Origin of the sequence: Desulfogranum mediterraneum DSM 13871 (genome assembly GCF_000429965.1) — a bacterium.
GTDB lineage: Bacteria > Desulfobacterota > Desulfobulbia > Desulfobulbales > Desulfobulbaceae > Desulfogranum > Desulfogranum mediterraneum.
Genome location: NZ_KE387006.1, coordinates 144,993 through 167,138, shown reverse-complemented (window position 1 = coordinate 167,138; position 22,146 = coordinate 144,993). Strand labels below are relative to the sequence as shown.

The 22,146-nt window shown below is 56.2% G+C and carries 27 protein-coding genes; 16 read left to right on the top strand and 11 right to left on the bottom strand.

Going from position 1 to position 22,146, the window contains the following annotated elements:
- Positions 1 to 3: 3 nt before the first annotated feature.
- Positions 4 to 1,134, bottom strand: coding sequence for a DNA polymerase III subunit beta (dnaN, locus tag G494_RS0118915; protein ID WP_028585774.1), 1,131 nt, complete (start codon positions 1,132 to 1,134; stop codon positions 4 to 6).
- Between the two features lie 279 nt (positions 1,135 to 1,413).
- Between dnaN and G494_RS0118910 the strand changes: the two genes are divergently transcribed.
- The gene (locus G494_RS0118910; RefSeq protein ID WP_051305881.1) at positions 1,414 to 2,556 is read left to right on the top strand and encodes a serine hydrolase domain-containing protein; all 1,143 of its coding nucleotides are present in this window, start codon (positions 1,414 to 1,416) and stop codon (positions 2,554 to 2,556) included.
- A 120-nt stretch (positions 2,557 to 2,676) separates the two neighbouring features.
- Here G494_RS0118910 and G494_RS24505 read toward each other — a convergent pair whose 3' ends face one another.
- Genes G494_RS24505 through G494_RS0118890 form a run of 4 tightly spaced genes read right to left on the bottom strand, consistent with a single transcriptional unit; the run spans position 2,677 to position 3,871 of the window.
- Positions 2,677 to 2,865 carry a hypothetical protein gene (locus tag G494_RS24505; protein ID WP_035247574.1) on the bottom strand — a complete coding sequence of 63 codons (189 nt, stop codon included), beginning with the start codon at positions 2,863 to 2,865 and terminating at the stop codon, positions 2,677 to 2,679.
- 12 nt (positions 2,866 to 2,877) lie between these two features.
- Positions 2,878 to 3,225: a hypothetical protein gene (locus G494_RS0118900; RefSeq protein ID WP_028585772.1), complete on the bottom strand. Its 348-nt coding sequence runs from the start codon at positions 3,223 to 3,225 to the stop codon at positions 2,878 to 2,880.
- Between the two features lie 12 nt (positions 3,226 to 3,237).
- Complete coding sequence (locus G494_RS0118895) at positions 3,238 to 3,570, bottom strand: hypothetical protein (RefSeq protein WP_028585771.1); 333 nt, start codon at positions 3,568 to 3,570, stop codon at positions 3,238 to 3,240.
- A gap of 43 nt (positions 3,571 to 3,613) precedes the next feature.
- Positions 3,614 to 3,871: a sulfurtransferase TusA family protein gene (locus G494_RS0118890; RefSeq protein ID WP_084457090.1), complete on the bottom strand. Its 258-nt coding sequence runs from the start codon at positions 3,869 to 3,871 to the stop codon at positions 3,614 to 3,616.
- A 287-nt stretch (positions 3,872 to 4,158) separates the two neighbouring features.
- Here G494_RS0118890 and G494_RS0118885 point away from each other — a divergent pair, with 287 nt between their 5' ends.
- The 8 genes from G494_RS0118885 (at position 4,159) to cmk (ending at position 12,022) form a co-directional block, all read left to right on the top strand.
- Positions 4,159 to 5,430 (top strand): YeeE/YedE thiosulfate transporter family protein, encoded by a 1,272-nt coding sequence (locus G494_RS0118885; protein ID WP_028585769.1) that lies wholly within the window; start codon positions 4,159 to 4,161, stop codon positions 5,428 to 5,430.
- Between the two features lie 75 nt (positions 5,431 to 5,505).
- A complete protein-coding gene (locus G494_RS0118880) occupies positions 5,506 to 6,138 on the top strand; it encodes a 5-formyltetrahydrofolate cyclo-ligase (RefSeq protein WP_051305880.1) in 633 nt (210 codons plus the stop codon).
- 5 nt (positions 6,139 to 6,143) lie between these two features.
- Positions 6,144 to 7,208, top strand: coding sequence for a histone deacetylase family protein (locus G494_RS24500; RefSeq protein ID WP_051305879.1), 1,065 nt, complete (start codon positions 6,144 to 6,146; stop codon positions 7,206 to 7,208).
- A 30-nt stretch (positions 7,209 to 7,238) separates the two neighbouring features.
- Entirely contained in the window at positions 7,239 to 8,294 is a 1,056-nt protein-coding gene (locus G494_RS0118870) for an HD domain-containing phosphohydrolase (RefSeq protein ID WP_028585767.1), read from the top strand.
- 51 nt (positions 8,295 to 8,345) lie between these two features.
- Positions 8,346 to 8,633, top strand: a complete 288-nt coding sequence (gatC, locus tag G494_RS0118865; protein WP_028585766.1) for an Asp-tRNA(Asn)/Glu-tRNA(Gln) amidotransferase subunit GatC — start codon at positions 8,346 to 8,348, stop codon at positions 8,631 to 8,633.
- Between the two features lie 131 nt (positions 8,634 to 8,764).
- The gene (gene gatA / locus G494_RS0118860; protein WP_028585765.1) at positions 8,765 to 10,231 is read left to right on the top strand and encodes an Asp-tRNA(Asn)/Glu-tRNA(Gln) amidotransferase subunit GatA; all 1,467 of its coding nucleotides are present in this window, start codon (positions 8,765 to 8,767) and stop codon (positions 10,229 to 10,231) included.
- Positions 10,231 to 11,343, top strand: a complete 1,113-nt coding sequence (gene hisC, locus G494_RS0118855) for a histidinol-phosphate transaminase (protein WP_028585764.1) — start codon at positions 10,231 to 10,233, stop codon at positions 11,341 to 11,343. The genes gatA and hisC overlap by 1 nt, the downstream gene beginning before the upstream one ends.
- Positions 11,336 to 12,022 (top strand): (d)CMP kinase, encoded by a 687-nt coding sequence (gene cmk, locus G494_RS0118850; protein ID WP_028585763.1) that lies wholly within the window; start codon positions 11,336 to 11,338, stop codon positions 12,020 to 12,022. The genes hisC and cmk overlap by 8 nt, the downstream gene beginning before the upstream one ends.
- Before the next feature lie 84 nt (positions 12,023 to 12,106).
- Here cmk and G494_RS0118845 read toward each other — a convergent pair whose 3' ends face one another.
- The 6 genes from G494_RS0118845 to G494_RS24495 all read right to left on the bottom strand — a co-directional run bounded on the left by G494_RS0118845 (position 12,107) and on the right by G494_RS24495 (position 16,181).
- Positions 12,107 to 13,327 carry an FprA family A-type flavoprotein gene (locus G494_RS0118845; protein ID WP_028585762.1) on the bottom strand — a complete coding sequence of 407 codons (1,221 nt, stop codon included), beginning with the start codon at positions 13,325 to 13,327 and terminating at the stop codon, positions 12,107 to 12,109.
- A gap of 192 nt (positions 13,328 to 13,519) precedes the next feature.
- Positions 13,520 to 13,867 carry a DsrE family protein gene (locus G494_RS0118840; RefSeq protein WP_028585761.1) on the bottom strand — a complete coding sequence of 116 codons (348 nt, stop codon included), beginning with the start codon at positions 13,865 to 13,867 and terminating at the stop codon, positions 13,520 to 13,522.
- A 210-nt stretch (positions 13,868 to 14,077) separates the two neighbouring features.
- The gene (gene rd, locus G494_RS26490; protein WP_084457088.1) at positions 14,078 to 14,236 is read right to left on the bottom strand and encodes a rubredoxin; all 159 of its coding nucleotides are present in this window, start codon (positions 14,234 to 14,236) and stop codon (positions 14,078 to 14,080) included.
- 46 nt (positions 14,237 to 14,282) lie between these two features.
- Positions 14,283 to 14,657 (bottom strand): desulfoferrodoxin, encoded by a 375-nt coding sequence (locus tag G494_RS0118830; RefSeq protein WP_028585760.1) that lies wholly within the window; start codon positions 14,655 to 14,657, stop codon positions 14,283 to 14,285.
- A 156-nt stretch (positions 14,658 to 14,813) separates the two neighbouring features.
- A complete protein-coding gene (locus G494_RS0118825; protein WP_208597714.1) occupies positions 14,814 to 15,410 on the bottom strand; it encodes a peroxiredoxin in 597 nt (198 codons plus the stop codon).
- A gap of 147 nt (positions 15,411 to 15,557) precedes the next feature.
- Positions 15,558 to 16,181: a Fur family transcriptional regulator gene (locus G494_RS24495; RefSeq protein WP_035247570.1), complete on the bottom strand. Its 624-nt coding sequence runs from the start codon at positions 16,179 to 16,181 to the stop codon at positions 15,558 to 15,560.
- 278 nt (positions 16,182 to 16,459) lie between these two features.
- Here G494_RS24495 and G494_RS24490 point away from each other — a divergent pair, with 278 nt between their 5' ends.
- The 7 genes from G494_RS24490 to G494_RS27055 all read left to right on the top strand — a co-directional run bounded on the left by G494_RS24490 (position 16,460) and on the right by G494_RS27055 (position 22,087).
- A complete protein-coding gene (locus G494_RS24490) occupies positions 16,460 to 16,999 on the top strand; it encodes an NUDIX hydrolase (protein WP_161630020.1) in 540 nt (179 codons plus the stop codon).
- A gap of 70 nt (positions 17,000 to 17,069) precedes the next feature.
- Positions 17,070 to 18,164, top strand: a complete 1,095-nt coding sequence (locus G494_RS0118810) for an esterase-like activity of phytase family protein (protein ID WP_051305877.1) — start codon at positions 17,070 to 17,072, stop codon at positions 18,162 to 18,164.
- Positions 18,165 to 18,576: 412 nt separating this feature from the next.
- Positions 18,577 to 19,254 (top strand): OmpA family protein, encoded by a 678-nt coding sequence (locus G494_RS0118805; RefSeq protein WP_028585757.1) that lies wholly within the window; start codon positions 18,577 to 18,579, stop codon positions 19,252 to 19,254.
- Positions 19,255 to 19,289: 35 nt separating this feature from the next.
- The gene (locus G494_RS0118800) at positions 19,290 to 20,072 is read left to right on the top strand and encodes a peptidoglycan-binding protein (protein WP_028585756.1); all 783 of its coding nucleotides are present in this window, start codon (positions 19,290 to 19,292) and stop codon (positions 20,070 to 20,072) included.
- A 94-nt stretch (positions 20,073 to 20,166) separates the two neighbouring features.
- On the top strand, positions 20,167 to 20,919 hold the full coding sequence (locus G494_RS0118795; RefSeq protein WP_153305957.1) for a hypothetical protein: 753 nt from the start codon (positions 20,167 to 20,169) through the stop codon (positions 20,917 to 20,919).
- Complete coding sequence (locus G494_RS27060) at positions 20,885 to 21,325, top strand: PqqD family protein (RefSeq protein ID WP_153305956.1); 441 nt, start codon at positions 20,885 to 20,887, stop codon at positions 21,323 to 21,325. Before G494_RS0118795 ends, G494_RS27060 begins: the two co-directional genes overlap by 35 nt.
- A 114-nt stretch (positions 21,326 to 21,439) precedes the next feature.
- On the top strand, positions 21,440 to 22,087 hold the full coding sequence (locus G494_RS27055) for a hypothetical protein (protein ID WP_153305955.1): 648 nt from the start codon (positions 21,440 to 21,442) through the stop codon (positions 22,085 to 22,087).
- The last annotated feature ends 59 nt before the right edge of the window (positions 22,088 to 22,146 follow it).

Genomic DNA, 22,146 nt, shown 5'->3' with positions numbered 1-22,146 from the left:
TGTCTAGAGTTTCATGGGCATGATCACGCTCAGGAAGCCGGGATCATCCTCCGAGGTGATCAGGCAGGGGCTCTCATCGGAGCTGATACTGGCCTGGACAGTCTCCCCTTCCACCACCTGGAGGGTATCCATGAAGTAGCGGCAGTTGAACCCTAGGGAGAGGTCTGCGCCGCTGTACTCCACGCTGAATTCGTCCTTGGCCGAGCCATAATCGGCATTCTGAGAGGTCAGCACCATGTTGTCCCCGCTGATCTCCATCTTGATGGCATGGAAGAGGTCCTCGGTAAAGAGGTTGATCCGCTTGAGACTCTCCAGAAATCGAATCCGATCGATGGAGATGATATTATCCTTGGCCAGGGAATCGAGGATGGCCTGATAGTCGGGAAACTCCCCCTCCATGATTCGAATGATCAACAGGGAGTCCGTGCTTTTGAGGACGGCCTGCTCCTTCTCGATCCCCAGCTCAAAGCCATCGGTGTTATCACAGAACTTACGGATCTCCTGAACGCCCCTTCTCGGGATCAGGGTCACCGGGTTGAGCTCCAGCTTATCCAGTTTTTCATCTACCTCCCTGCTCATGATGGTCAAGCGATGGCCGTCCGAGGATATCATCTTCAAGAAGAGCTTGTCCTCTTCCTTGACCTTCTCCAACAGGGCCGCCGTGAGGCTGAACATGTTTTCCTTATCCTGGGCAATGGAGAAGATGGTCTTGTCCACCAGACCGGAGATGATCTCACTCTCCATCGGGACCATGGCCTCTTCATCATACTCGGGAAACTGGGGAAATTCATCCACCATCATGCCGGCCAGGCGATATACGCTGGGACCGGCAGTGATTTCCACCCAATTTTTTTCTTCTTCTTTGAAGGAGATGACAGAGGAGCCCGATTCCCTGGCCACCTCAAAGAGTTTTTTGGAGGGTAAGGTGAGGGAGCCTGGGGTGATGACCTCGGCAGGGACCATCTGTTTGAGGCCTATTTCCAGATCTGTGCCTGTGAAGATAACCTGATCATGACCTACTTCCAATAAAACATTTGATAAAATAGCCAGGGTTCCCTTCTTGCTGGTGATGTTTTGTTGGGTACTGATCGCTTTGAGTAAATCTTCTCTGCCTATGTTAAACTGGAAGGCCATAATTATTAATCCTTGTATATCTAAAAATTTATGGTTGTTATTAGGGGTGTTGGTTTGTGGGTAAAGACAATAATCGTCCGATTTTTTTTGTTTTTTTATAGTTCATATCTTGTCGATTGTGCCTGGATATGGTCTTGAAACATGCTCAGATAAAGTTATCCACAAGTTATCCACAATCCTCTCCACCGCCTATCAACATGATTATAAAGAAATAACTAACACAGGCCCTGAAAATACCCTAAAAAAACTGAAATTTCAAATAAATAATGCATTTTAACCATGGCTGAAAACAAGGAAAAACAGCTAGAAAAGATGGTGGAATCTCTTTGCAGAGAGGGCGTGGTCCAGGGAGTCTTTCCCGGCTGCGCCGTCGGTATCAGCCGGAAAAGCGGCGGAAGCTGGCAGAGGTTCTTTTTTACCGCCGGAACAACCAGATGCGAAGCAGGATCCCCCCGGATATCCAGCCGTACCCTCTTTGACCTGGCCTCGCTCTCCAAACCCTTCTCTACGGTGGTGAGTATTCTTCAACTCATTGCCCGGGAAAGACTGGATTGGCAGACCCCCCTGCAGCGCTGCCTGCCGGTGGCCAAGGGCCGGGGATGGGAGGATATCCAGATCCACCACCTGCTCTCCCACAGCAGCGGCCTGCCGGCCTATCACCCCTTTTATCGGGATTACCAGCCGGTCTACGAGCGGGAGCAGGGCCGGAGTTTGTTGGCCCGTATCCTGGAACAGGGTCTGCTGGCTGCCCCGGGAACACGGAACATATACAGTGACCTGGGGTATATCCTCTTGGGCGAGATCGTTGCAGAGCGCAGCGCTATGCGCCTGGATCGTTTTTTTGAGGAGCTGGTTAGCCGTCCACTGGGCCTGGAACAGGGGCTCTGCTTTCGTCCCCTGGGGTTGGGCGGCAGTTCTGCCGCAGAGGGCCTGCAGGATAGCGCCATAGCAGCCACCGAGGCCTGTCCCTGGCGGGGGAGAATCCTCCAGGGTGAAGTGCATGATGAACACTGCTGGCTGCTGGGCGGGGTGGCCGGTCATGCCGGCCTGTTTGGGGATCTGGAGGCGGTGACGGCTCTCTGTGAGCAGATGTTTGAGCAGTGGCAGGGACGACTCTCCCTGGAGGCCCTGGGAGGTCCACTCTTCAGGAAGCTCTTTACCCGGCCCAGGGCGCTCCTGAGCTGGTACCATGGCTTTGATACCCCTACGCCGGGGCAATCAAGCAGTGGCCGCTGGTTTTCGCCTTCCAGTGCCGGTCATCTGGGTTTTTCGGGAACATCTTTCTGGATGGATCCGGAAAAGGAGGTCATCGTGGTGCTGTTGAGCAATCGGATCCATCCCTGCAGAGAGAATATCGGGATCCGTAGCTTCAGGCCGCTGCTCCACGACAGGATCATGGAGTGTTTGGGCAAGGCGGGGTGAAGAGAGGAAGTGAAGAGAGGAAGTAAAAAAAAAGCCTGCCTTAATTGCTTAAGGCAGGCTTGGCGCTACGTTGGGCTACTTTAGCTACTTTAGGTACTGAGGTACCTAAGGTAGGAAAGTTTACCACCAACAGACGGTCTTATCGGCCGCATAGATCTTCTGGATCAGAACATCGTAGTTGGGCTGGTCGAGATAGAGCTTGAACTCATCAGCATCACGATCACGGTTAAGGATCTCAACCAGGGTGTTTACATCGCTGGTAGGCTCAGAACGGTATACCTGCAGGATTTTCATTTTTTCATCACTCATGGTCGTATCTCCTCAAGCACCACAGGCTGCGGGCGGTTCGTGTGATTGTTTCGGAAGACCGTAAGGAATGATAAAATCTGCATCCCGCAACTTTTCACCGAGTTCTTCCAATGAAACATTTGTCATTTCGGTCCCTTCAGGCAGATCAGTGGGAGCATCGGCTCCACAGCTGAAGACCTCGCCTTCCATGTCGGCGATCCAGGCGATGTTCTCTGCCATGTAGTCGCTCATTCTGGGGAATTCACCGTTGAAGATGACAGGGTACGCATAGTGGTTTTCCACAGCAAGACCCAAGCCCGAACGTATACCGTCGTTATAAACACGGTTGGCTATCAGGATGTATACTTTTAATGATTCCATATCCGTATCTCCTTACATTACGATATACTTTTCACATTGCTCAAGAATAGCGCCGTGAAAAGCCTGGGTACGCATCTGCTTGTCGGTCAGACCGCGGGGAACATCTTCGATATTATCAAAACCTTCGCAGATATAACTGTCGGCACAGATGGCAAGGTTTTCCACCTTGCAGAGCTGGGACAGTTCATAGAACTCAGGGCTCTTGGTGAGGTGCACGGATTTGAAGGTCAGAAAAACCATTACTTCCTTACCGGCACGAACCGCAGCACGGGTAATTCCCAGAATATGGCGCATATTCTGGTTGGAGGTAACAAAAATACCAAATTTATTAGGATCAGCAGCCATTAGCTTTTGCCTCCGTTAAAAGGATGTTGTTGAGTAAAAATGCTTATCCCTTTTTGATGAAAAAGCTAATGTATCCACTCTCTTCTTTCTCGCCGAGGTACTCATGACCTGCACGATCACACCAGCCGGGGATATCGTTTCTGGAACCAGGATCGGTACCCATAACGTGGAGAATCTCTCCACCATTGATTTTACCCATCTCTTTCTTGGTGCGCAGCAGCGGCATAGGACAGCTCAGGCCTTTTGCGTCGAGAACGGCGGCTACTTCCAGTCCTTCAGGTGCAACTTTTACATCACTCATTTTTTCCTCCTGATAAAAGAACAATAGTACGTCTTATTTTAAACATGGATAAAGACAGTTAAAGGTAAAGAAGAAAGGTATATTTGTCAAGGCGAATCAAAAAGAAACTGAATAACTATTCAGGTGCAGACAGGGGCTTATTTGTGATGAATGAGTGCTCAATGTTGGGCTATAATGGTCTGTTTCATTGAGGTTATTGACAAATTGAAAGCCTGCATGTATCTTAACCATTTTTTGGAGCTTTTGGGTATAGTTGCTATTTTTTAATAGGTCTAAGGAGGCAGTGCATGGAAGATGTTAAGTTGTTTTGGGAGAAGGTAAAAAGGCTGTACAAGGTGTTATGCCAGGATGAGTGGAGTGCCACAACCACCGGTATCGTGGTGGCCCTGCTCAGTATCCTGATCATGGCCTGGTGGCGTCCCTGGGGTGCGGTTGGTGCCATCCGTAACTGGGGTGACTGGATGCTTTACGGAGTGGGGGCTTTCAGCGGCGATCACCTGGCCCAGTTAACCGGCTTTATCGATGAAGATGGTGACTTCCTGTTGAAGAAATCCATCTGGTTCAACTCCGGCTCGGTGATAGGTCTGGGCCTGGTGGGTGGGGCCTTTATCTCGGCCTGTCTGGGTGGCCAGTTTGCCTTCCGTTTTCCCCCGGTCAGAGAGTATGTCAAGGCCATGGTTGCCGGTGTGCTCATGGGTATCGGTGCTGCCCTGGCCGGCGGCTGTAACGTGGGTGGTATGTATAACGCCATCGGTAACCTGGCAGCCAACGGTTTTGCCATGTGGGTGGGCCTGATTCCAGGTGCACTCCTCGGTCTCTGGCTGCTCTATAAAGAGATGGAGCACGTCTCCTGGGGAAGCGGCGGTTCCTTCACCCTCAACATCCCCTACCCTGTGCAGTGGATCTTCGGTGTCGCCGGAATCGGTGTCCTCATCTGGGGTGCCCGTACCTATGCCGGTTATGAAGGGGATGACTTTGAGGAGTACATCACCTCGCTTTCCGGGATCGTCCTGATTGCCACGGCCATCGGTTATGCCATGCAGCGCGGTCGCTGGTGTATGATCCAGGGTTTTCGTGAGCCCCACATGACCGGTGACTCCACCATGGCCCGCTCTGTGGCCCTTTCCATCGTTATCGTGGCCGTCGGCGCTGCGGTGCTCAAGTATGGCGTCGGTGCCCGACTGGATGGTGAGGCCGTACTGGCTCCCATGAACTATGTCCGGGGAACCTTTGGCTGGGGCGGCCTGGTCGGTGGCTTCATCTTCGGTGTGGGCGCGATGATGGCCGGTGGTTGTGGTTCCGGAACCCTCTGGCGTGTGGGTGAGGGTCAGATCAAGTTGTGGCTGGTGGTACCCTTCTTCTCCCTGTCCAACTCTCTGATGGTGGCCCTGTTCAAGAATTTCGATGTCGAAGCCAATGGCTGGCTTGGCAAGTATGTCTATCTTCCCGATGTCTTTGGCTACGGCACCACCCTGGCCATGGTCTTCCTGTTTGCGACCCTCTGGTACCTGATTGTGTCGTGGAACGAAGACAGTAACAAGTTGTTGTTGCCGATGTAATTTTTTCTTTGTCAGTTTGTTTGAAAAGGCGGTATCCTGGATAAGGATATCGTCTTTTTTTTTGAATTTTGGTACATGGAAGAAAAAATACCACAGAGTAGCACTGTTTCCCTTGAAGAGCAGCGGCAACAGCTGCGCCAGGGGATAACTGCCCGACGTGACGGCCTGAGCCCTGCCCTGCGCAGGAGAAAGAGCGAGGCCATAGGCCGCTCTCTGCTGGCGCTTTCCTCTTGGCAAGCCGCTCAATATATCTGTATCTATGTCCATTTTAGGAGCGAGGTCGAGACCGGGATACTCCTGGACCAGGCCCTGAACCAGGGGAAAATCGTCACCGTGCCCTACACCCTGGCTGCCCAGCACCGCATCGTGCCGGTTCGGATAACGGACCCTGAAAGGGATCTGGTCCCCGGTTTTCAGGGGATCCCGGAGCCGGTTCCTGCCCTGGTTGAACAGGCGGCCATCGACCCCGGAGTCATCGAGCTGGTGGTGGTCCCGGGGCTGGTCTTTGACTGCCAGGGAGGAAGGTTGGGTTACGGCGGGGGCTTCTATGACCGCTTTTTAGCCAGGGAGGCCCCCCAGGCCAGGCGGCTGGGATTGGCCTTTGGACTGCAACTGGTCTCCCGGCTGCCCCTGGCAGTCCATGATATCCCCATGGATCTGGTGATAAGTGAAGAGGGGGTCTGGACCGGGAAACGCGAAAGGAGCTGACGGCCATGCGACGAACCGCGATCTATAGAGATCCACTGTTTCAGGAACATAAGACCGGTGCAGGTCACCCGGAATCCCCCCAGCGGCTCGAGGCGATCTACCGGGAACTGGAACGGCCCGAACTTACCGCCAAGTTGCTCTTTCCCGACTTTTCCGCGGCCTCCCTGGAGGATATCCGCCGCAACCACTCGGCCCGGATGATCCAGGAGGTAGCGGCAACCGCCGGAAAAGCGGCTGCCTACCTGGATGCAGACACCCGGACCTCGGCCCGCTCCTACGAGGCGGCCCTGCTGGCTGCCGGGGCCCTGATAGACGGCATTAACCGTCTCTTGGCGGGGCGGATCGATAACGGCTTTGCCCTGGTCCGGCCGCCTGGGCACCATGCGGAACAGGATCGCTCCATGGGATTCTGCCTCTTTAACTCTCTGGCCGTGGCCGCCCGCTGGGCGATCAAGGTGCGTGGGCTGAAGAGGATCTGTGTCCTGGACTGGGACCTGCACCATGGCAACGGTACCCAAAAGAGTTTTTATGGGAGCGACAAGGTGCTGTTTTGCTCCTTTCACCAGTACCCCCACTATCCGGGGAGCGGTGCCTTGGGTGAGTGTGGTGAAGGTCGGGGCCTGGGCTATACCATCAACGTGCCCCTGGCCGGAGGGCAGGGAGACGCTGCCTATGCCGGCCTGATCAATGATATTTTTCTGCCGGTGGCGCGCAGTTTTCAACCGGAACTGATTTTGGTCTCTGTTGGTTTTGATATCGCCCTGGGCGATCCTCTGGGTGCCATGCGGGTCAGCCCTGCCGGGCTGGCCTATATGACCAGGGCCCTGGTGGGACTGGCCGAGCAGGTCTGCGGGGGCAAGCTGCTGCTCACCCTGGAAGGAGGCTACGGCCTGGAGGCCGGTCATCAGGGCAGTCTTGCGGTGCTCAGCGAACTGTATGGAGCTGCCCTGGATCCGGCATTTCCGGTCTATCTGGGCATCAGCCAGGCAAGCGCCCTGGCCGCAGCTCCGGCGCCGGCGGAGCTGTTCCAGGAGGTGCGCCGACAACAGCAGCCATGGTGGCAACTTTGAGCAAACGACATGTTTTAAATAGAATAAATTATGGTTTCTAAAATTTTAATTGCCGATGACGATACCCTGGTCAGGGTCGCCATCGAGAAAATATTGACCCTGTTCGGCCACGAGGTTGTGCCGGCCCAGTCCGGTCAGGAGGCGCTGGAGCTGGTCAACGATGAGTTTGACGTCATCATCCTGGATATCAACATGCCGGGAATGGATGGCTTTGAAACCCTGGAACACCTGAACCGCAAAGAGGTGGATATCCCGGTACTCTTTCTCACCGGCGCCGGCTCCATGGATTATGCGGTCAAGGCGATCAACCTGGGGGCCTATGATTTCCTGACCAAACCCATCGCCGATATTGAACTCTTTCATGTCAAGGTGAAGCGGGCCATAGAGAAACGGCAGTTTCTTCGTAGAGAAAAGCGCTATAAAAAGAACCTGGAGCAGGAGGTCTTTGAAAAGACCAGGGAACTTGCCGAGAAAAATGTCCTTCTGGAACAGTATGGCGATCACCTGGAAAAGGCCACGGTCCAGATCATGACCAGTCTGCAGACCGCCATGGAAGAGAAAGACGACTACACCGCCGGTCATACCACCAGGGTGACCCACTACAGCATGCTCCTTGCCGAGGCCGCCCAGATCGGTCAGGAGGATTGCATTACCCTGAAGAGGGCGGCCCAGTTCCATGATATCGGCAAACTGGTGATCGATCTCTCCTGTATCCAGAAACCAGGTCCCCTGACCCCTGAGGAGTGGGAGCTGATCAAGAAGCATCCCGAGATCGGGGCCAGCATCATTGAACCGCTCTCCTTCATGGACAAAGAACAGGATATCATCCGCCATCACCATGAAAAGCTCGATGGTTCCGGTTATCCCGATGGGATCGGCCAGGCAGAACTGGATCCCTTGACCAGGATCATTACCATTGCCGACAGTTATGATGCCATGACCTCCAAGCGAAATTACCGCACCAACCTCTCCCAGGTCGAGGCGGTTGCCGAGTTACGACGCTGCAGTACGACCCAATTTGACCCTGAGCTGGTCGAACTTTTCGCCGGGGTTGTTCTTTCAGCACGTTCACTGTATAAACAGTAGCCGGTTTCCTGTTATTTCCAAATTTAACCCCAGTCTGTCTCGGAACACGTCATGAAGATTACCCCTGAAGAAGTAGAGCGCGTTGCCGCCCTTGCCCGACTCCAGCTTGATGGTCCCGAAGTTGAGCGGATGACCCGGCAACTTGATACCATCCTAAGCTATGTGGCCAAACTCGATGAGATCGACACCCAGGGTGTGGAGGTAACCACCCATACCCAGCAGGTGGTCAATGCCTTTCGCGAGGATGAGGTTCAGCCTTCGTTGCAGCCTGAGCAGGCCCTGGCCAATGCGCCTGAAGACAATGGCGCCTCTTTTTCCGTACCACGAATCATTCGCTAAGTTTTCGATCAGGCGGACTGCTCGGCCGTGCTCCTGGTCCTGGCTGCGGCCAAGGACTGTCCCTGATCGCCGGAGATGAACGGTTCCCGGGTGTCCCCTTTTCCATACTTCCCCTTCTGAGATAAAAAATTATGGATTTTTCTTCCCTTACTCTGCATGAGGCCCTGCGGCTGCTGGAGGATGGTACAACAACCTCTGTGGCGTTAACCCAAGCGGTTTTTTCCAGGATAGGAGCCGTTGAAGACCGAATCAAGGCCTACCTGGCCCACAATGAAGAGCTGGCCCTGCAGGGGGCGGAACAGGCAGATGCCCTCCGTGCCCAGGGTCAGGGCGGACCGCTCTGCGGGATTCCGCTGGCTGTCAAGGACCTGCTCTGCACCAGCGATTTTCCCACCACCTGCGGCTCCAGGATGCTGGAACGGTTCACCCCGCCCTATAACGCCACCGTGGTTGAAAAACTCCACCAGGCCGGAGTCGTGATCACCGGTAAACTGGCCATGGATGAGTTTGCCATGGGCTCCACCAACGAAAACTGTGCCTTTGCTGTCCCGGAAAACCCCTGGAAGGCGGGCTATATCGCCGGCGGCTCCAGCGGCGGTTCTGCGGCAGCGGTGGCTGCTGATGAGTGTTTCGGGGCCCTGGGCAGCGATACCGGCGGCTCCATCCGTCAGCCCGCCTCCCTCTGCGGGGTGGTGGGGATGAAACCCACCTATGGCCGGGTCTCCCGCTACGGCCTGGTGGCCTTTGCCTCTTCCCTGGATCAGGTGGGGCCCCTGAGCAAGGATGTCCGCGACTGCGCCCTGATGATGGAGGCCATCGCCGGTTATGATCCCCGTGATTCCACCTCCATCAACCGGCCGGTTCCTGTGTACAGCCAGGTCCTGGAGCGCGGGGTCCGGGGGCTGCGCATCGGGGTACCCACCGAGTACTTTGGCCAGGGGCTCGACCCCGAGGTGGAGACGGCGGTTCGCCGGGGGATCGAGCTGCTGGAGCAGGCGGGCGCAGAGATCGTCGAGGTCAGCCTGCCCCATACCCAGTACTGTGTGGCGGTCTACTACCTGATTGCCCCGGCCGAGGCCAGCTCCAACCTGGCCCGCTACGACGGGGTTCGTTACGGCTTCCGGGCGGCCGGGACCGACGGCCTCCAGGAGATGTATAATCGCAGCCGCTCCCAGGGATTCGGCGATGAGGTCAAGCGGCGGATCCTGATCGGGACCTACGCCCTCTCGGCCGGCTACTATGACGCCTACTACAAGAAGGCCTCCCAGGTGCGTACCCTGATCAAGCAGGATTTTGAAACCGTCTTCAGGCAGTGCGACCTGATCGCCTCACCGGTGACCCCTACCCCGGCCTGGCCCATCGGGGAAAAGAGCGATGACCCCCTGTCGCTCTACCTTTCCGATATCTTGACCCTCTCCGCCAACCTGGCCGGTATCCCTGGGATGTCTGTGCCCTGCGGTTTCACCAGCGCTGGCCTGCCCGTCGGCATGCAACTCCAGGCAGCTCACTTCAACGAAGAGGTCCTGTTCCAGGCCGGCGCAAGCCTGGAACAGCAGCTCGGGATTGCCGCCAAAAAACCGGTCATAGGAGGCGTGTGATGCAACTGAACCCGCCCAAAAATATAGAAGCCATTGTCCCCTACCCCCCGGGAAAGCCTCAGGATGAACTGGAACGGGAGTATGGGGTACGCGATTCCATCAAGCTGGCCTCCAATGAAAATGCCTGGGGACCATCGCCCAAGGCCGTGGCTGCCATTGCTGACTGCCTCAGCGGTCTCCATCGCTATCCGGATGGATCCAGCTATTACCTGACCCAGGCCCTGGCCGACTGGAGCGGTGCCCAGCCGGCCGAGCTGGTCCTGGGCAACGGTTCCAACGAGGTGATCGAATTTCTGATCAAGGCCCTGGTCAGCCAGGGAGACGAGGTGATCAGTTCCCACCCCTCCTTTCTGATGTACCAGAAGTTTGTCCAGGTGCGGGGCGGCGTCAATCGGATCATCGAGCTCAAGGAGATGGTCCATGACCTGGATGCCATCCGCCGGGCAGTCACAGCCAAGACCAGGTTGATCTTCCTGGACAACCCCAACAACCCCACCGCCACCCTGATCGACCGGCCGAGCTTTGACCGCTTTATCCGCTCCCTGCCAGAGAGCGTGGTGGTGGTCCTGGATGAGGCCTATGTGGACTTTGTCTCCCCGGAGGAGCGGATTGAGATCTTCGACTATATCCGCAATCCCGAGGGGATCCCTGGACTGGTGAGTCTGCGTACCTTTTCCAAGGCCTTTGGCCTGGCCGGTCTGCGGGTCGGATTCGGGATCATGCCCCCTGAGCTGGCCCAACTGCTCCACCGGGTACGTCAGCCCTTTAACATCAACCTTCCAGCACAGATCGGGGCCCTGGCCGCCCTGGCCGATCTGGACCATTACCAGTTGACCCTGGCTGAGACCGGCAAGGGACTGGCCTGGCTGAGTGAAGAGGTGGCCAAGCTGGGCTGCAGCCCCTATCCCTCCCATACCAACTTCTTCCTGATCGATGTCCGGGGTGATGCCACCGAACTCTACGAGGCCATGCTCTATAAGGGGGTGATTGTCCGCTCCATGAAGGCCTATGGATATCCCAACTTTATCCGGATAACCATCGGTACCGGCCAGGAAAACAGCCGCTTTGTCCAGGCCCTGGGCGAGTGTCTTGCTGAGCTGGCCTATGTCTGAGCGCATCCAGGTCGTTACCATCGACGGTCCCTCGGGCGGCGGCAAATCCACGGTCTCACGGGAGCTGGCCCGGAAACTGGGCTTCACCTATCTGGATACCGGTGCCATGTATCGGGCCGTCGCCTATGGCTGCCTGGAGGCAGAGCTGCCAGCCGAAGAGTCCCCGGCTCTGGACGAACTGCTCAGCGATTTGGAGATCGTGCTCCAACCGGGCACAGGGCCGGACGATGATGTCCAGGTCTTTCTCAACCAGCGCGAGATCGGCCGGCTGATCCGCACCCCGGAGATGGGGATGCAGGCCTCGGCCTACTCTGCCCTGCCCATGGTGCGGAACTTTCTCACCGAGCTGCAGCAGCAGATGGGTGCGGCCGGCGGGCTGGTCGCCGAGGGCAGGGACACCGGGACCGTGGTCTTTCCGGAGGCTGCCTGGAAGTTTTACCTGGATGCCCGAGCGGAGATCCGGATGGTGCGCCGGGCGGCCCAGTTGCGGAGTCAGGGGGTGGAGGTGGATGAGGACCAACTGCTGGCCCAGATCATCAAGCGGGATAAGGATGACAGTCAGCGGAGAGTGGCTCCCTTGAAACAGGCCGAGGATGCGGTCTATATCGATGCCTCCACCATCAGCGCAGGCGAGGTGGTGGCCCGGATGTACCGGCAGATCGTCAAGGGCGGGAAGTAATCGCTACAGAGAAGAGAGGACGCTTCATCCCGGATCACATGAACAGCGCCGGGATGAAGCCTCAGGCAGGGGGCTGGGAGGGGATCAGATCACCGAGACAACCTCTTTGCCGTCCATGAAGTCCCGCATGCTGGTGGCCACGGTCCGACCCAAGTCCACACACTCGGCCAGGGCCTCTTCCCTGGGCACATAGGGCACCCGCAGTCCCTCGTGACAGAGGGTGAATTTCATCTCTTTCAAGGCCTCGTTCATCAGCTTGACCGCCTCTCCGGACCAACCGTAGGAACCGAAACAGGCCCCGATCTTGTTGGTGGGCCGCAGGCCGCGCATATACATCAGAAATCCGGCCATTCTCGGCAGCATGCCGTTGTTGAGGGTGGGACAGCCCAGGACCACGGCACTGGCCTCCAGGACGTCGGTCATGACGTCACTGCGGTGGTTGACCTGGAGATCCAGAAACTTGTAGCTGACGCCCTCTTCCTGCAGTCCTTCGGCCACCTTCTCCGCCATCTTCCTGGTTGATTTCCACATGGTATCATAGATGATCACTGCCTTGCCGTTGCCCTCGTTGGCTGACCAGCTGGTGTAAGCCTCGATGATCTTTCCCGGGTTGCTGCGCCAGACCACTCCGTGGTCAGGGGCCAGCATCTTGATGGGCAGATTCATCTCCTTGACCTTGACCAGCAATTTCCTGATCAGCGGCGAGTAGAGGGTGAGGATGTTGGCATAGTACTTGGTCGCCTCGTGCATCAGCACGTCCTGGTTGACCTCATCGTCAAAGCGTTCGCTGGTGGCCAGGTGTTCGCCAAAGGCATCGCTGGTAAATAGGATCTCATCTTCCTTGAGATAGGTGAACATGGAGTCCGGCCAGTGGAGCATCCTGGTCTCCAGGAAGCTCAGGGTCTTCTCGCCCAGGGAGAGTTCCTCGTTGGAGGCCACGATATGGTAGGGCCAGTCTTCCCGGTGATAGTGCTGGAGCAGGGCCTTGTGGCCCATCTTTGAGCAGATCACCTTCTCCGGCTGGATGGCCTCGATCACGTCAGCGATGGAGCCTGAATGGTCCATCTCCACGTGGTTGACCACCAGGTAATCGATCTTGGCCGGATCGATGATGGTGGAGATATGGTGCATCAGCTCACCGTAATACTCACGCTTGACCGTATCGATCAGGGTCACCTTCTCGTCGATGATCAGAAAGGCGTTATAGGTGGTGCCACGGTTGGTTGAGTATCCGTGAAAGTCCCTGGTGAGCCAGTCGATGGCTCCCACCCAGTAGACATTTTTTGCAAGTTCAACAGGTTTCATTACAGCTGTATCCTCCGGTTGTAATCGTTGATTGTGGGGCTGGAAGGCTGTTGCCTTCTCTGGTTGCCCCTTATTTAAAAAGCTCCTCAGGTTCCGGGTATTCCCGCGGCTGATGGAAAGATTGGCCTGGCTCCTGGCCTGACGAGGTTGAAAAATGAGCTTTTTAAAGCCGGTCTCTTGTTAAGGGTGGCCTTAAAAGGTGAGCACAGTATAGCCCTGTTCAATATAGTCTGCCATGGCAGGATGACCAGACATTTCCCCAATCAGGGCAATCTCTTCGGCCTCAATCGCCTGGGTGGCGCCGAGCTTGTTGGCGCAGGCCTTGCAGGCACCGATAAAGAGCTGCTGCTCCTTGGCCTTGGTGTAGAGCTGGTGGAGGAAGTGATCCTTTCGGGCCATTTCAGCCACCAGGGAGACGGCCTCACCCTCCAGGATAACCTTACCCTCCAGTTGCCGTGCCTGCATATCCAGCCCATTCAGGAGTACGTGGATAAAACAGAGCGGATCGCCGCGGAAGGCAAAAAAAACGGTTTTTTTCATGGCTACTTCTCCTGGCTGTAATCAGAGCTGTTGCAGGTTGGATAATCAACACTGTTCTCGAGGGGAATGTGAGAGACGCTGGGGAGAGAAAGGTTCCTGTGGGCAACCTGGCTGGAGACGGCGGCTGCAGCAAATGTTTGCTTACGCGAGGTAATGCAGCCTGCAACAACTCCACCCCCCTGATCACCGCTGACCAGGGGGGTGGAACGATTATGCTTCTTCGAACTCCTCTTTACCTGCCCCGCAGATAGGACAGGTCCAATCCTCGGGTACATCTCCCCAGGCGGTGCCTGGGGCAACTCCGTTGTCTGGATCCCCTACCTCGGGATCATACTCATAACCACAGACAATACAGACATACTTTTTCATCTCGTTTTCCTTTACTGGCAGAAGTTATGTGAAGTCGGGAAGGTAATCAGGCCTTCCAGACACCATGGAGATTGCAGAGTTCACGGACCGTGACCTGGTCGGCTTCCACGGCAAAAAAGGCCTCAGGGGCATCGCCGGGGTTCAGGTCCTGACGATAGACCTTGCCGTCGGCAATGAGTTCAATCCATTCGATGTAGTGCTTTTCTTCCATGGGATGGGCTACAGAGCCAACCGTGACCTTATAACCGTTTGCCACCTTTTCGATGACCGGGACATGTTTTTCCTTGGCAGCATCTACGGTGTTTTCAGCCATCAGCTCCATTCCCTGTCCACAACACACCAACTCACCAGCCCCTACGTGCAGCACCTCTACGATGTTTCCGCACAGGGCGCATTTGTATACTTCATTTTTCTGGGTCATGAATTGCCCTCCTTAAATAGAGAATAAAATATTGCTGAAATCTCTGCAGGATGCAGAGATCTCAAAGAACTGTAAACCATCTGGACACGGCAAGAAAGGGAAAATAACCTGGATGGCTTCTTAAGCCTGCCCTGTCCGTCTCTCTGCTTTCTTTGTCTACCTGGAACCGTGGTCGGTCAGGTATTTGGCGACGCCTTCGGCGGTGGGGGTCATGGCCTCATCACCCTCGTTCCAGTTGGCAGGACAGACCTCGCCGTGCTCTTCATGGAACTGGAGAGCATCGACCATCCTTAAGGCCTCAGCAATGTTTCTCCCCAGGGGGAGATCGTTGACCACGGCATGCCGGATCACCCCCTCCTTATCGATCAGGAAGGTCCCCCGCAGGGCAATGCCCTCCTCCAGCAGCACCCCGTAACGGCGGGAGATGCTCTTGTTGAGATCGGCAACCAGGGGGAAGCGGACCTGACCGATGCCGCCCTCGTTGACCGGGGTGTTCTTCCAGGCCAGGTGGGAGAACTGGGAATCGATGGAGACCCCGATCACCTCACAGTTCTTGACCTTGAAGTTCTCCAGATACCTGTTAAATGCCAGGATCTCCGAAGGACAGACAAAGGTAAAGTCCAGGGGGTAGAAGAACAGGATCACATACTTGCCCTGGTAGTCGGCCAGGGTGAAGTCCTCTTTGATGCTGTTGTCGGCCATAACCGCGGTGGCGGAAAATCCCGGGGCCTGACGGGTGACAAGTGTCTTCATGGGTATATCCTCTCTGCTTGCTCGTTGTTGCTTAGGCTACCTTGAAAAAAGGTTTTTTCTTTCAATCTTCCGGTTATGGAAATAAATAGATTTCAAAGGAGCCCTTGGTATGAAAAATTGCCGGACCGGCTCCTCATCCGGGAGTCCTTACTCACCAAGGGCCCCTTGACCCTCCGGGGTGATGGTGTACTTGCAGCGGATCGGACTCTCGACAAAGCCTTTCTTCTTCAGGGCCGTTATCTGACAGCTGACCTGCTTGGCCTCCAGGCTGGTGGCTGCGGCGATGTCCTTGCTGCCGCAGGCCTCCTTGCTCTTGGCCAGGGCCTCTAATACCTGTCGCTGGTTGTCGCTGAGTCCTTTCGGGGCACATGCCATGGTCTCTTCTCCTTGTGAATTGTTGGTATCTTTTCTGCATTTCGGGCAGAGTCCGAAAAACTCCACTCTCCAGCCCGAGATGTCATATCCCTGTCGATCTTCAGCTTGAGCCGGCAGCATTTCCTGGACCTCCAGCTCAATATTATCAACCCGTTGGCACCGCAGACAGGAGATGTGATGGTGCTCCCGCAGATCCCAGTCAAAACGCTTCTGCCGACCACTGATCTCCAATTTGCGGATCATCCCTGCTGTTGAGAGGATCTCCAGGTTGCGGTAGACTGTTGCCAGGCTGATTCTGGGCAACTGTCTCTTGATCCGCTCGTAGAGCTCGTCAGCCGTGGGATGGTCTGTTGATTTTTTGAGTTCAGCCAGGATAATCTCCCGCTGATGGGTCATGCGCAATGGCTCCTCTCGCTGTTGGGATTTATTATCAGGTGATATTTGAATGCAAAACTATATGATAATCATTCCTGAGTCAAGAAAAAAATGATTCCTTATCGGATGTTGCCTGTCCCCCACCAGCCAGCACCTCAACCCGGCCGGGCGCGCGGCTTGGCTGCCAGCCCCTGTTCAGCCGGGTCTGAGTGTGGTATAGAGGAAGATCAGAGAGCAGCAGTGAACCCTATTCTAGAGAGATAGAGAGGAAGGTGCCAGTCATGGGCGATGATCACAGCATGGACGGATGGGTAGTGGCGGAAGAGCGAGAGCTGCTGAAAACCCCGGTGGCAACCATCACCTCCGGCCCTGTCAGGTGCTGCAGGAGCGGCAGGGAAAAGGAATTTGTGCGTTTTGATTTTTCCGACTGGGTGAATGTGGTTGCGGTGACGCCGGAGAGGCGCCTGGTGATGATCCGCCAGTTTCGCTACGGCAGCCGCCGCCAGGAGATCGAAATCCCCGGGGGCATGATCGATCCCGGTGAAGATCCGGTGAGCGCGGCCTGCCGTGAGCTCCTGGAGGAGACCGGCTATACGGGCAGGGAGCCGAACATCATCGGTAAGGTCTGTCCCAATCCGGCCCTGCAGCGCAACTCCTGCTACACCGTCCTGGTGCGGGATGCGGTGAAGACCGCTGAACCTCGTTTTGACGATATGGAAGACATTGCCTGCTTTCTCCATTCCCATGAAGAGGTGGAATCCATGGTCAGGCAGGGGCTGATTGATCACGGCCTGGTCCTGAACGCCCTGATGTTTTACCGGATGTCCGGATGCCTCTGAGCAGCTGGCTACTCCCTGCCCTGGAGTCTGCAATGTGCTGAACCCTGAAAAAAGGCGAGGAGCACCAGCGATGGCTCGGTTGCTCTGCTTGACCCTGCTCTTGATCCAGCTCAGCGTCTCTCCCGTCGCAGGGTTGAGCCTGGAGTTGATTGCCGAGCAAAACCTCCCCTACGATGCCATGGTGGCCGGGACCTGGTTCAACGGTCTCTCCGGGCTGGTCTATGAACAGGAAAAGGGCTGCTTTTATGCGGTATCCGACGACAGGTCGTACCACCAGCCGGCCCGCTACTACCGGATTGAGGCGGCAGTGGCCGGGGAGAGGAATCCCCGGATCAGCCTCACTCCCAAAGAGGTGGTTTTTTTCCGAGACGCCAAAGGGGAGCGGTTCAAGAGAGGTCAGTTAGATCTTGAAGGTATAACGCTGCTGACCAACCACCACCTGCTGGTGAGCAGTGAAGGCTCGGTCCTGCAGGGAAGAGCACCCTCCATAACCGAGTTTCAGCAAGACGGCAGCTGGGTCCGATCCTGGTTGCTGCCGCCGCAGTTTCTCCCGGCCGGCCAGGGCGATCAGGGCGTACGGGAGAATCTCGGTTGTGAATCCTTAAGCGTGACTCCGGATGGCGCCTTTGTCTTTACAGCCAACGAACAGGCCCTGAAGCAGGATGGTGAGCGGGCCACGGTTGCGGCTGGTTCGCCGATCCGGATCGTCAAGTATGACCGCACCGGCAAGGTTCTTGGCCACTATCCCTACCTGGTCTCCCCGATCCCCAACCCCCTGGGCCTGAACGCCTTCCAGGCAGACAACGGCCTGGTGGAGCTGCTCGCCCTGGATGAGGAGAACCTGCTCAGCCTGGAGAGGAGCTGGCTTCCTGCCGGCAACAAGGTGTCTCTCCGGATCTACCATCTCAAGCTGCACGGGGTGGAGGATGTCTCGGGCCTGGCCTCATTACAAGGCATCGCTACGGCCTTTGTGAAGAAGAGCCTGGTTCTGGATCTGGAGACGCTCCTGCCGCTTGCGGATGAAGCCTACCCTTCCCTGGACAACATGGAAGGGATGTCTTTTGGTCCCGAGCTTGCAGACGGCAGTCGGACGCTGGTGCTGGTCTCGGACGGCAACTTCAGTCCGCGGCAGCGGACCCTCTTTCTGATCTTCAGGCTGCGCTAAAACCTCAGCCAGAGACCGGGACTCGGATGCCCTACATCGCCCAGATGAGCCTGAAGCTGCCGCATCCTCCTCCCTCCCCTCCCCTGTCCTCCCTTAAAAAAAAACTTTCAGATGCGGCAGCCGCCGGCTCGGCAGCCTGTTTTCCCCTCTTTCTCCCAGCCAGCGTCCCACAATTCCCCTTCCAGGCGGAGAAGCCGTTCCGGTGCGCCTCTTTGCCGGGCAGACTAGACAAGGACCAATAAACAGGGGGATAGCTGGCCCGACATCGGGTTACCTAGCCCGATATGGCAGGTATCTGCCCCTATGTCGAGTGTGGAGGAGCACTGTTTTGCCTATAGTGAAGCCAGAAGACAAGCTACCCTACAAAGCAGCAGGCAAGCTGCCAACCAGATCCATCCCAGGGAGAAGATCCATGAAAAAAAGTGTACCGCATTCTGTTCTGGCCGCAGCGCTGCTTGCCGTACTCACGGCCTGCGCTCCTTTAAACAGCAACCAACAACAGGGCACCGCCATCGGCACAGGGGTCGGCGCCGGGGTGGGCGCCATCCTGGGCCAGGCCATTGGCAAGAATACCGACTCCACCCTGATCGGTGCCGGTATCGGCGCCCTGGTTGGCGGGGTGGCCGGCAATCAGCTGGGCCGTTACATGGACTATCAGGAGCAGGAGCTTAGAAATGTGCTGGCAGCCTCCGAGGCCGCCAGCATCCGCAGGAGTCAGGATGTGTTGACCGCCACCTTCCGGGGAGAGACCTTCTTCCATCATAACTCGGCTACCCTGCTGCCCGGAGGAGAGCGCGAAGTGGCCAGGATAGCCAGGGTGCTCAAAAGGTACCAGCAGACCCGGATCGAGGTGGGCGGTCACACCGATGCCAGCGGCTCGGAGCGGTATAACCGCCAACTTTCCCTGCAGAGAGCCGAGGCGGTGAAATTTGCCCTGAGCCAAGAGGGCGTGGCTCCGCAACGAATCAGCGCGGTGGGCTACGGCGAGAGCCGCCCGGTCTCCTCCAGTCATGCCGCCAACCGACGGGTCGAGATCGTCATCATCCCCAATCAGCAGGCCGGCAACACCGCCAGCCATTATCCCTACTAACGAGTATAAGTCCATAACCAGCCAGGAGAAATAGTATGCGCTTACCTCTTCGAATTCTGCTCTTTGTCGGTCTTGTCCTTGCCATGGCGCTGCCCACCTTGGTCGCTGCGGCGAGCTATACCTCGGCCATGAACGCCTATGAACGTCAGGACTATCATACCGCCCTAAGGCAGTTCACCGCCTTATCCCATGATATGGACCCCCACGCCCAATATATGCTGGGGATGATGTATGCCGCCGGCGAGGGTACGGCCAGGGACCAACTGCTCGCCTACAGATGGCTACACCTGGCGGCAAGCCAGGGGATCGCTCCTGCCCGCGAACTCAAGAGAACCATCGGCAGCCAGCTCTCCCCCGGGGAGCGACGCTGGGCAAAGGAACTGCTTCTGGTCGGACATCACGCCAACAGCGGGGGGATGCTGGAGTACGGCGATCCTGCCACGGTACTGCGGGTGCAGCGGCAACTTGCCAGGCTGGGATACTTTCATCACCAGCTCGACGGGGTCATGGGCAAGAAAACCCGCCGGGCCATCAGGCGATACCAAAAGGACAGACGGCTGCTGGTGGACGGCAAGATTACCCTCACCCTGATGGAGAGCCTCTATGGAGCCATGCACAGTCCAGGGCACCAGGACAACCAGGGCATTTACAGAGAGCGGCCCGGGACCCGTGACCAGCAGGCGCAGGCCCAGCTCCTGAAAAAACTACGTAAACTCATTCGCCAGGGAAAAAAACGTCACGCCGCTGACCCCTGGTTCCTGCGCAGGCTGGAAGAGATCGTCCACAATGCCGAACAGGGGCAGGGGACCAAACTCTAAGCCGCTGTACGCTGTACAGGGCGTTGGTCGGGAAACAGGGTCAGGCTACGGAGAGTAAGGCAGCAAAAAGAGGAATGCACGACGGTCCTCGGGAGTGAAAGATCTGGAAAGAAGGTCGACCCATGTACTATTCTGTACGGGTTTCATCGGTTACCGCTATACCATTTCTGGAAAATCAAGGGAAGCTCGTCTCATGATAAGCCTCGCAAGCGCCGGTCTCTCCTGCCAGACCGCCTTTCAACTTGCTCGATTCGTCGGAGAACAGCCCTTTCGTCTATCTTTCGCGCAGGGTCCGATCGACTGGTTGATCTGCCCACCCGACAGCCTGGCGGATTGGCTGGATGCCGGCATGCCGCTTTTTGAGCGAGGCGAACTCGATGTGCGAAAGGGCCAGGTTTGGTGGCAGCGTTTCGATATCTATTTCTGGCACGGATTTTATACCCGCTCCATCCAGACGAGATGGGGCCCTACCCAACCGAGATTGGACATCAAGGCGACTTTTAATCACGAACTGTCTGAGCTTGCCCACCAGCGTGAGAAGTTTGCCCGCCTCGACCCACTGAATACCCGCTTCTTCGTCTCAAACACCCAGAACAATCTTGAGAGTGCAGTCTTTACCAGCGGGGAAGAACATCGATATCGTTTCTCCGCGGCCACGATACAGAGATTACGCGACAGCCTGACTCGCTTCTATGGTGGACCTATACGGCTCCATTGTGTGACACGTTCGGACAGGGCAAGCGCATCACTCTTGGGGAAAGCTGACACCTTTGTCCTGGACCCGGATCAGAGTGAGTGGTCTGGCGAGGAGAGTGGCTGGAACGCACTGCTCAAGCAGTGCCTTTGAGGGTTGGGGCACCGGGGAAAAGGGTGAACAGCTGGAAAGAAAGAAGCGAGAATTATCTGAGATAAATGTATCGATATGGTGTATTCTGGAAATATTTATTTTATCAAAACTTCTAGGTTTTGACATGGATAATGGTTTAAAGTTTAAAGTAAATCAAGACTATATGGTCGAAAGCTTTGATGGCGAAATTCTGCTCTATACCGTGAGTGGAAATAAAGCCGTGTACCTCAATGAATCCGCCCATGCTGTCTGGCAGCTCTGCAAAGAGGGGTGTAGTGTCGGAGAGATCATTGCCTATCTGAAACAGGCCTATCCTGAACAGCAGGATCAGATCAGCTCAGATGTTGTCGACGCCTTGGCTCTGTTTGAGTCAAACAGGGTAATTGAGCTCTCTGGCGCTGAATGATCTGCCCTAACCAGGTTGTGAGAATCTGGTTTTGGTGGCTGCTCTGAAAAATGAGATTTTTCGATCAAGATCAAGGCCTGGAGTAAATGTACCCCGGCATTTCAGGAGGATTCCATGGATGAAAAATTGAAGGGAGATCATCCGGCGACAGAGGAGAACCGTGATCCTGCTCCAGGCCGTCGTCAACTCTTGAAAATGATGACCGTCAGCGCCGGCGTTGTCGGGATTCCCCTGCTCTTGCCAGTCCAATGGACCAGGCCGGTGATTGAATTCATCGTCTTGCCGGCCCATGCTGCTACCTCCGGTACACCAGAGCAAGCAGAGCAACCTGGAGCGTCTGAACAGCCAGAGCAGCCTGGGGCATCTGAACAGCCTGCACAGCCTGGCAATGATCGCCCTGTTCTTGGTAACTTTTCCATAGGCGGGTGGCGTCGCAGCCGCTCTCTGTCGTCCAGGTATGATAGTCGTGATTTAATGGGTTGCCACGCCCAACTCAGCTATGAGGATGAACTCTGCGAGGTGGATCCAGAGTCTACAAGCCTGCAATACACCATCTCCAACGGAGGGGAGCTTGATTTTCCCTCTGGAGCGCCTGTTGGCAAGATTAAGGGCGCCGAGCTATCAGGCAGCGCCTGTACCGGAGAACTGGGGTTTAATTTCATCACCAATGCCAATGCCTACGGTGAAACCCTGAACATTAATCTCGAGGTGAGCGGTCGCTCGAGCAACTGGCTCAGTGCAACCATCCAGAACCAGAGCTAAGCTTTCCTGAAACCTTCCCTCTAAAGGTGGCCTTAAGAGAAGGGCAATGGTGTCGGCGC

What these genes read in the sequence shown, in the direction of transcription:
- dnaN (WP_028585774.1), bottom strand. Translation starts at nt 1,134, where the DNA reads ATGGCCTTCCAGTTTAACATAGGCAGAGAAGATTTACTCAAAGCGATC.
- G494_RS0118895 (WP_028585771.1), bottom strand. Translation starts at nt 3,570, where the DNA reads ATGGCTGCTGATCCTAATAAATTTGGTATTTTTGTTACCTCCAACCAG.
- G494_RS0118840 (WP_028585761.1), bottom strand. Translation starts at nt 13,867, where the DNA reads ATGAAAAAAACCGTTTTTTTTGCCTTCCGCGGCGATCCGCTCTGTTTT.
- G494_RS24495 (WP_035247570.1), bottom strand. Translation starts at nt 16,181, where the DNA reads ATGACCCATCAGCGGGAGATTATCCTGGCTGAACTCAAAAAATCAACA.
- gatC (WP_028585766.1), top strand. Translation starts at nt 8,346, where the DNA reads ATGAAGATTACCCCTGAAGAAGTAGAGCGCGTTGCCGCCCTTGCCCGA.
- G494_RS0118900 (WP_028585772.1), bottom strand. Translation starts at nt 3,225, where the DNA reads ATGGAATCATTAAAAGTATACATCCTGATAGCCAACCGTGTTTATAAC.
- G494_RS0118830 (WP_028585760.1), bottom strand. Translation starts at nt 14,657, where the DNA reads ATGACCCAGAAAAATGAAGTATACAAATGCGCCCTGTGCGGAAACATC.
- G494_RS0118870 (WP_028585767.1), top strand. Translation starts at nt 7,239, where the DNA reads ATGGTTTCTAAAATTTTAATTGCCGATGACGATACCCTGGTCAGGGTC.
- G494_RS0118885 (WP_028585769.1), top strand. Translation starts at nt 4,159, where the DNA reads ATGGAAGATGTTAAGTTGTTTTGGGAGAAGGTAAAAAGGCTGTACAAG.
- cmk (WP_028585763.1), top strand. Translation starts at nt 11,336, where the DNA reads ATGTCTGAGCGCATCCAGGTCGTTACCATCGACGGTCCCTCGGGCGGC.
- G494_RS0118805 (WP_028585757.1), top strand. Translation starts at nt 18,577, where the DNA reads ATGAAAAAAAGTGTACCGCATTCTGTTCTGGCCGCAGCGCTGCTTGCC.
- G494_RS0118810 (WP_051305877.1), top strand. Translation starts at nt 17,070, where the DNA reads ATGGCTCGGTTGCTCTGCTTGACCCTGCTCTTGATCCAGCTCAGCGTC.
- G494_RS27055 (WP_153305955.1), top strand. Translation starts at nt 21,440, where the DNA reads ATGGATGAAAAATTGAAGGGAGATCATCCGGCGACAGAGGAGAACCGT.
- rd (WP_084457088.1), bottom strand. Translation starts at nt 14,236, where the DNA reads ATGAAAAAGTATGTCTGTATTGTCTGTGGTTATGAGTATGATCCCGAG.
- G494_RS0118890 (WP_084457090.1), bottom strand. Translation starts at nt 3,871, where the DNA reads ATGAGTGATGTAAAAGTTGCACCTGAAGGACTGGAAGTAGCCGCCGTT.
- G494_RS0118845 (WP_028585762.1), bottom strand. Translation starts at nt 13,327, where the DNA reads ATGAAACCTGTTGAACTTGCAAAAAATGTCTACTGGGTGGGAGCCATC.
- G494_RS0118910 (WP_051305881.1), top strand. Translation starts at nt 1,414, where the DNA reads ATGGCTGAAAACAAGGAAAAACAGCTAGAAAAGATGGTGGAATCTCTT.
- G494_RS0118800 (WP_028585756.1), top strand. Translation starts at nt 19,290, where the DNA reads ATGCGCTTACCTCTTCGAATTCTGCTCTTTGTCGGTCTTGTCCTTGCC.
- G494_RS0118825 (WP_208597714.1), bottom strand. Translation starts at nt 15,410, where the DNA reads ATGAAGACACTTGTCACCCGTCAGGCCCCGGGATTTTCCGCCACCGCG.
- hisC (WP_028585764.1), top strand. Translation starts at nt 10,231, where the DNA reads ATGCAACTGAACCCGCCCAAAAATATAGAAGCCATTGTCCCCTACCCC.
- G494_RS24505 (WP_035247574.1), bottom strand. Translation starts at nt 2,865, where the DNA reads ATGAGTGATGAAAAAATGAAAATCCTGCAGGTATACCGTTCTGAGCCT.
- gatA (WP_028585765.1), top strand. Translation starts at nt 8,765, where the DNA reads ATGGATTTTTCTTCCCTTACTCTGCATGAGGCCCTGCGGCTGCTGGAG.
- G494_RS0118880 (WP_051305880.1), top strand. Translation starts at nt 5,506, where the DNA reads ATGGAAGAAAAAATACCACAGAGTAGCACTGTTTCCCTTGAAGAGCAG.
- G494_RS24490 (WP_161630020.1), top strand. Translation starts at nt 16,460, where the DNA reads ATGGACGGATGGGTAGTGGCGGAAGAGCGAGAGCTGCTGAAAACCCCG.
- G494_RS24500 (WP_051305879.1), top strand. Translation starts at nt 6,144, where the DNA reads ATGCGACGAACCGCGATCTATAGAGATCCACTGTTTCAGGAACATAAG.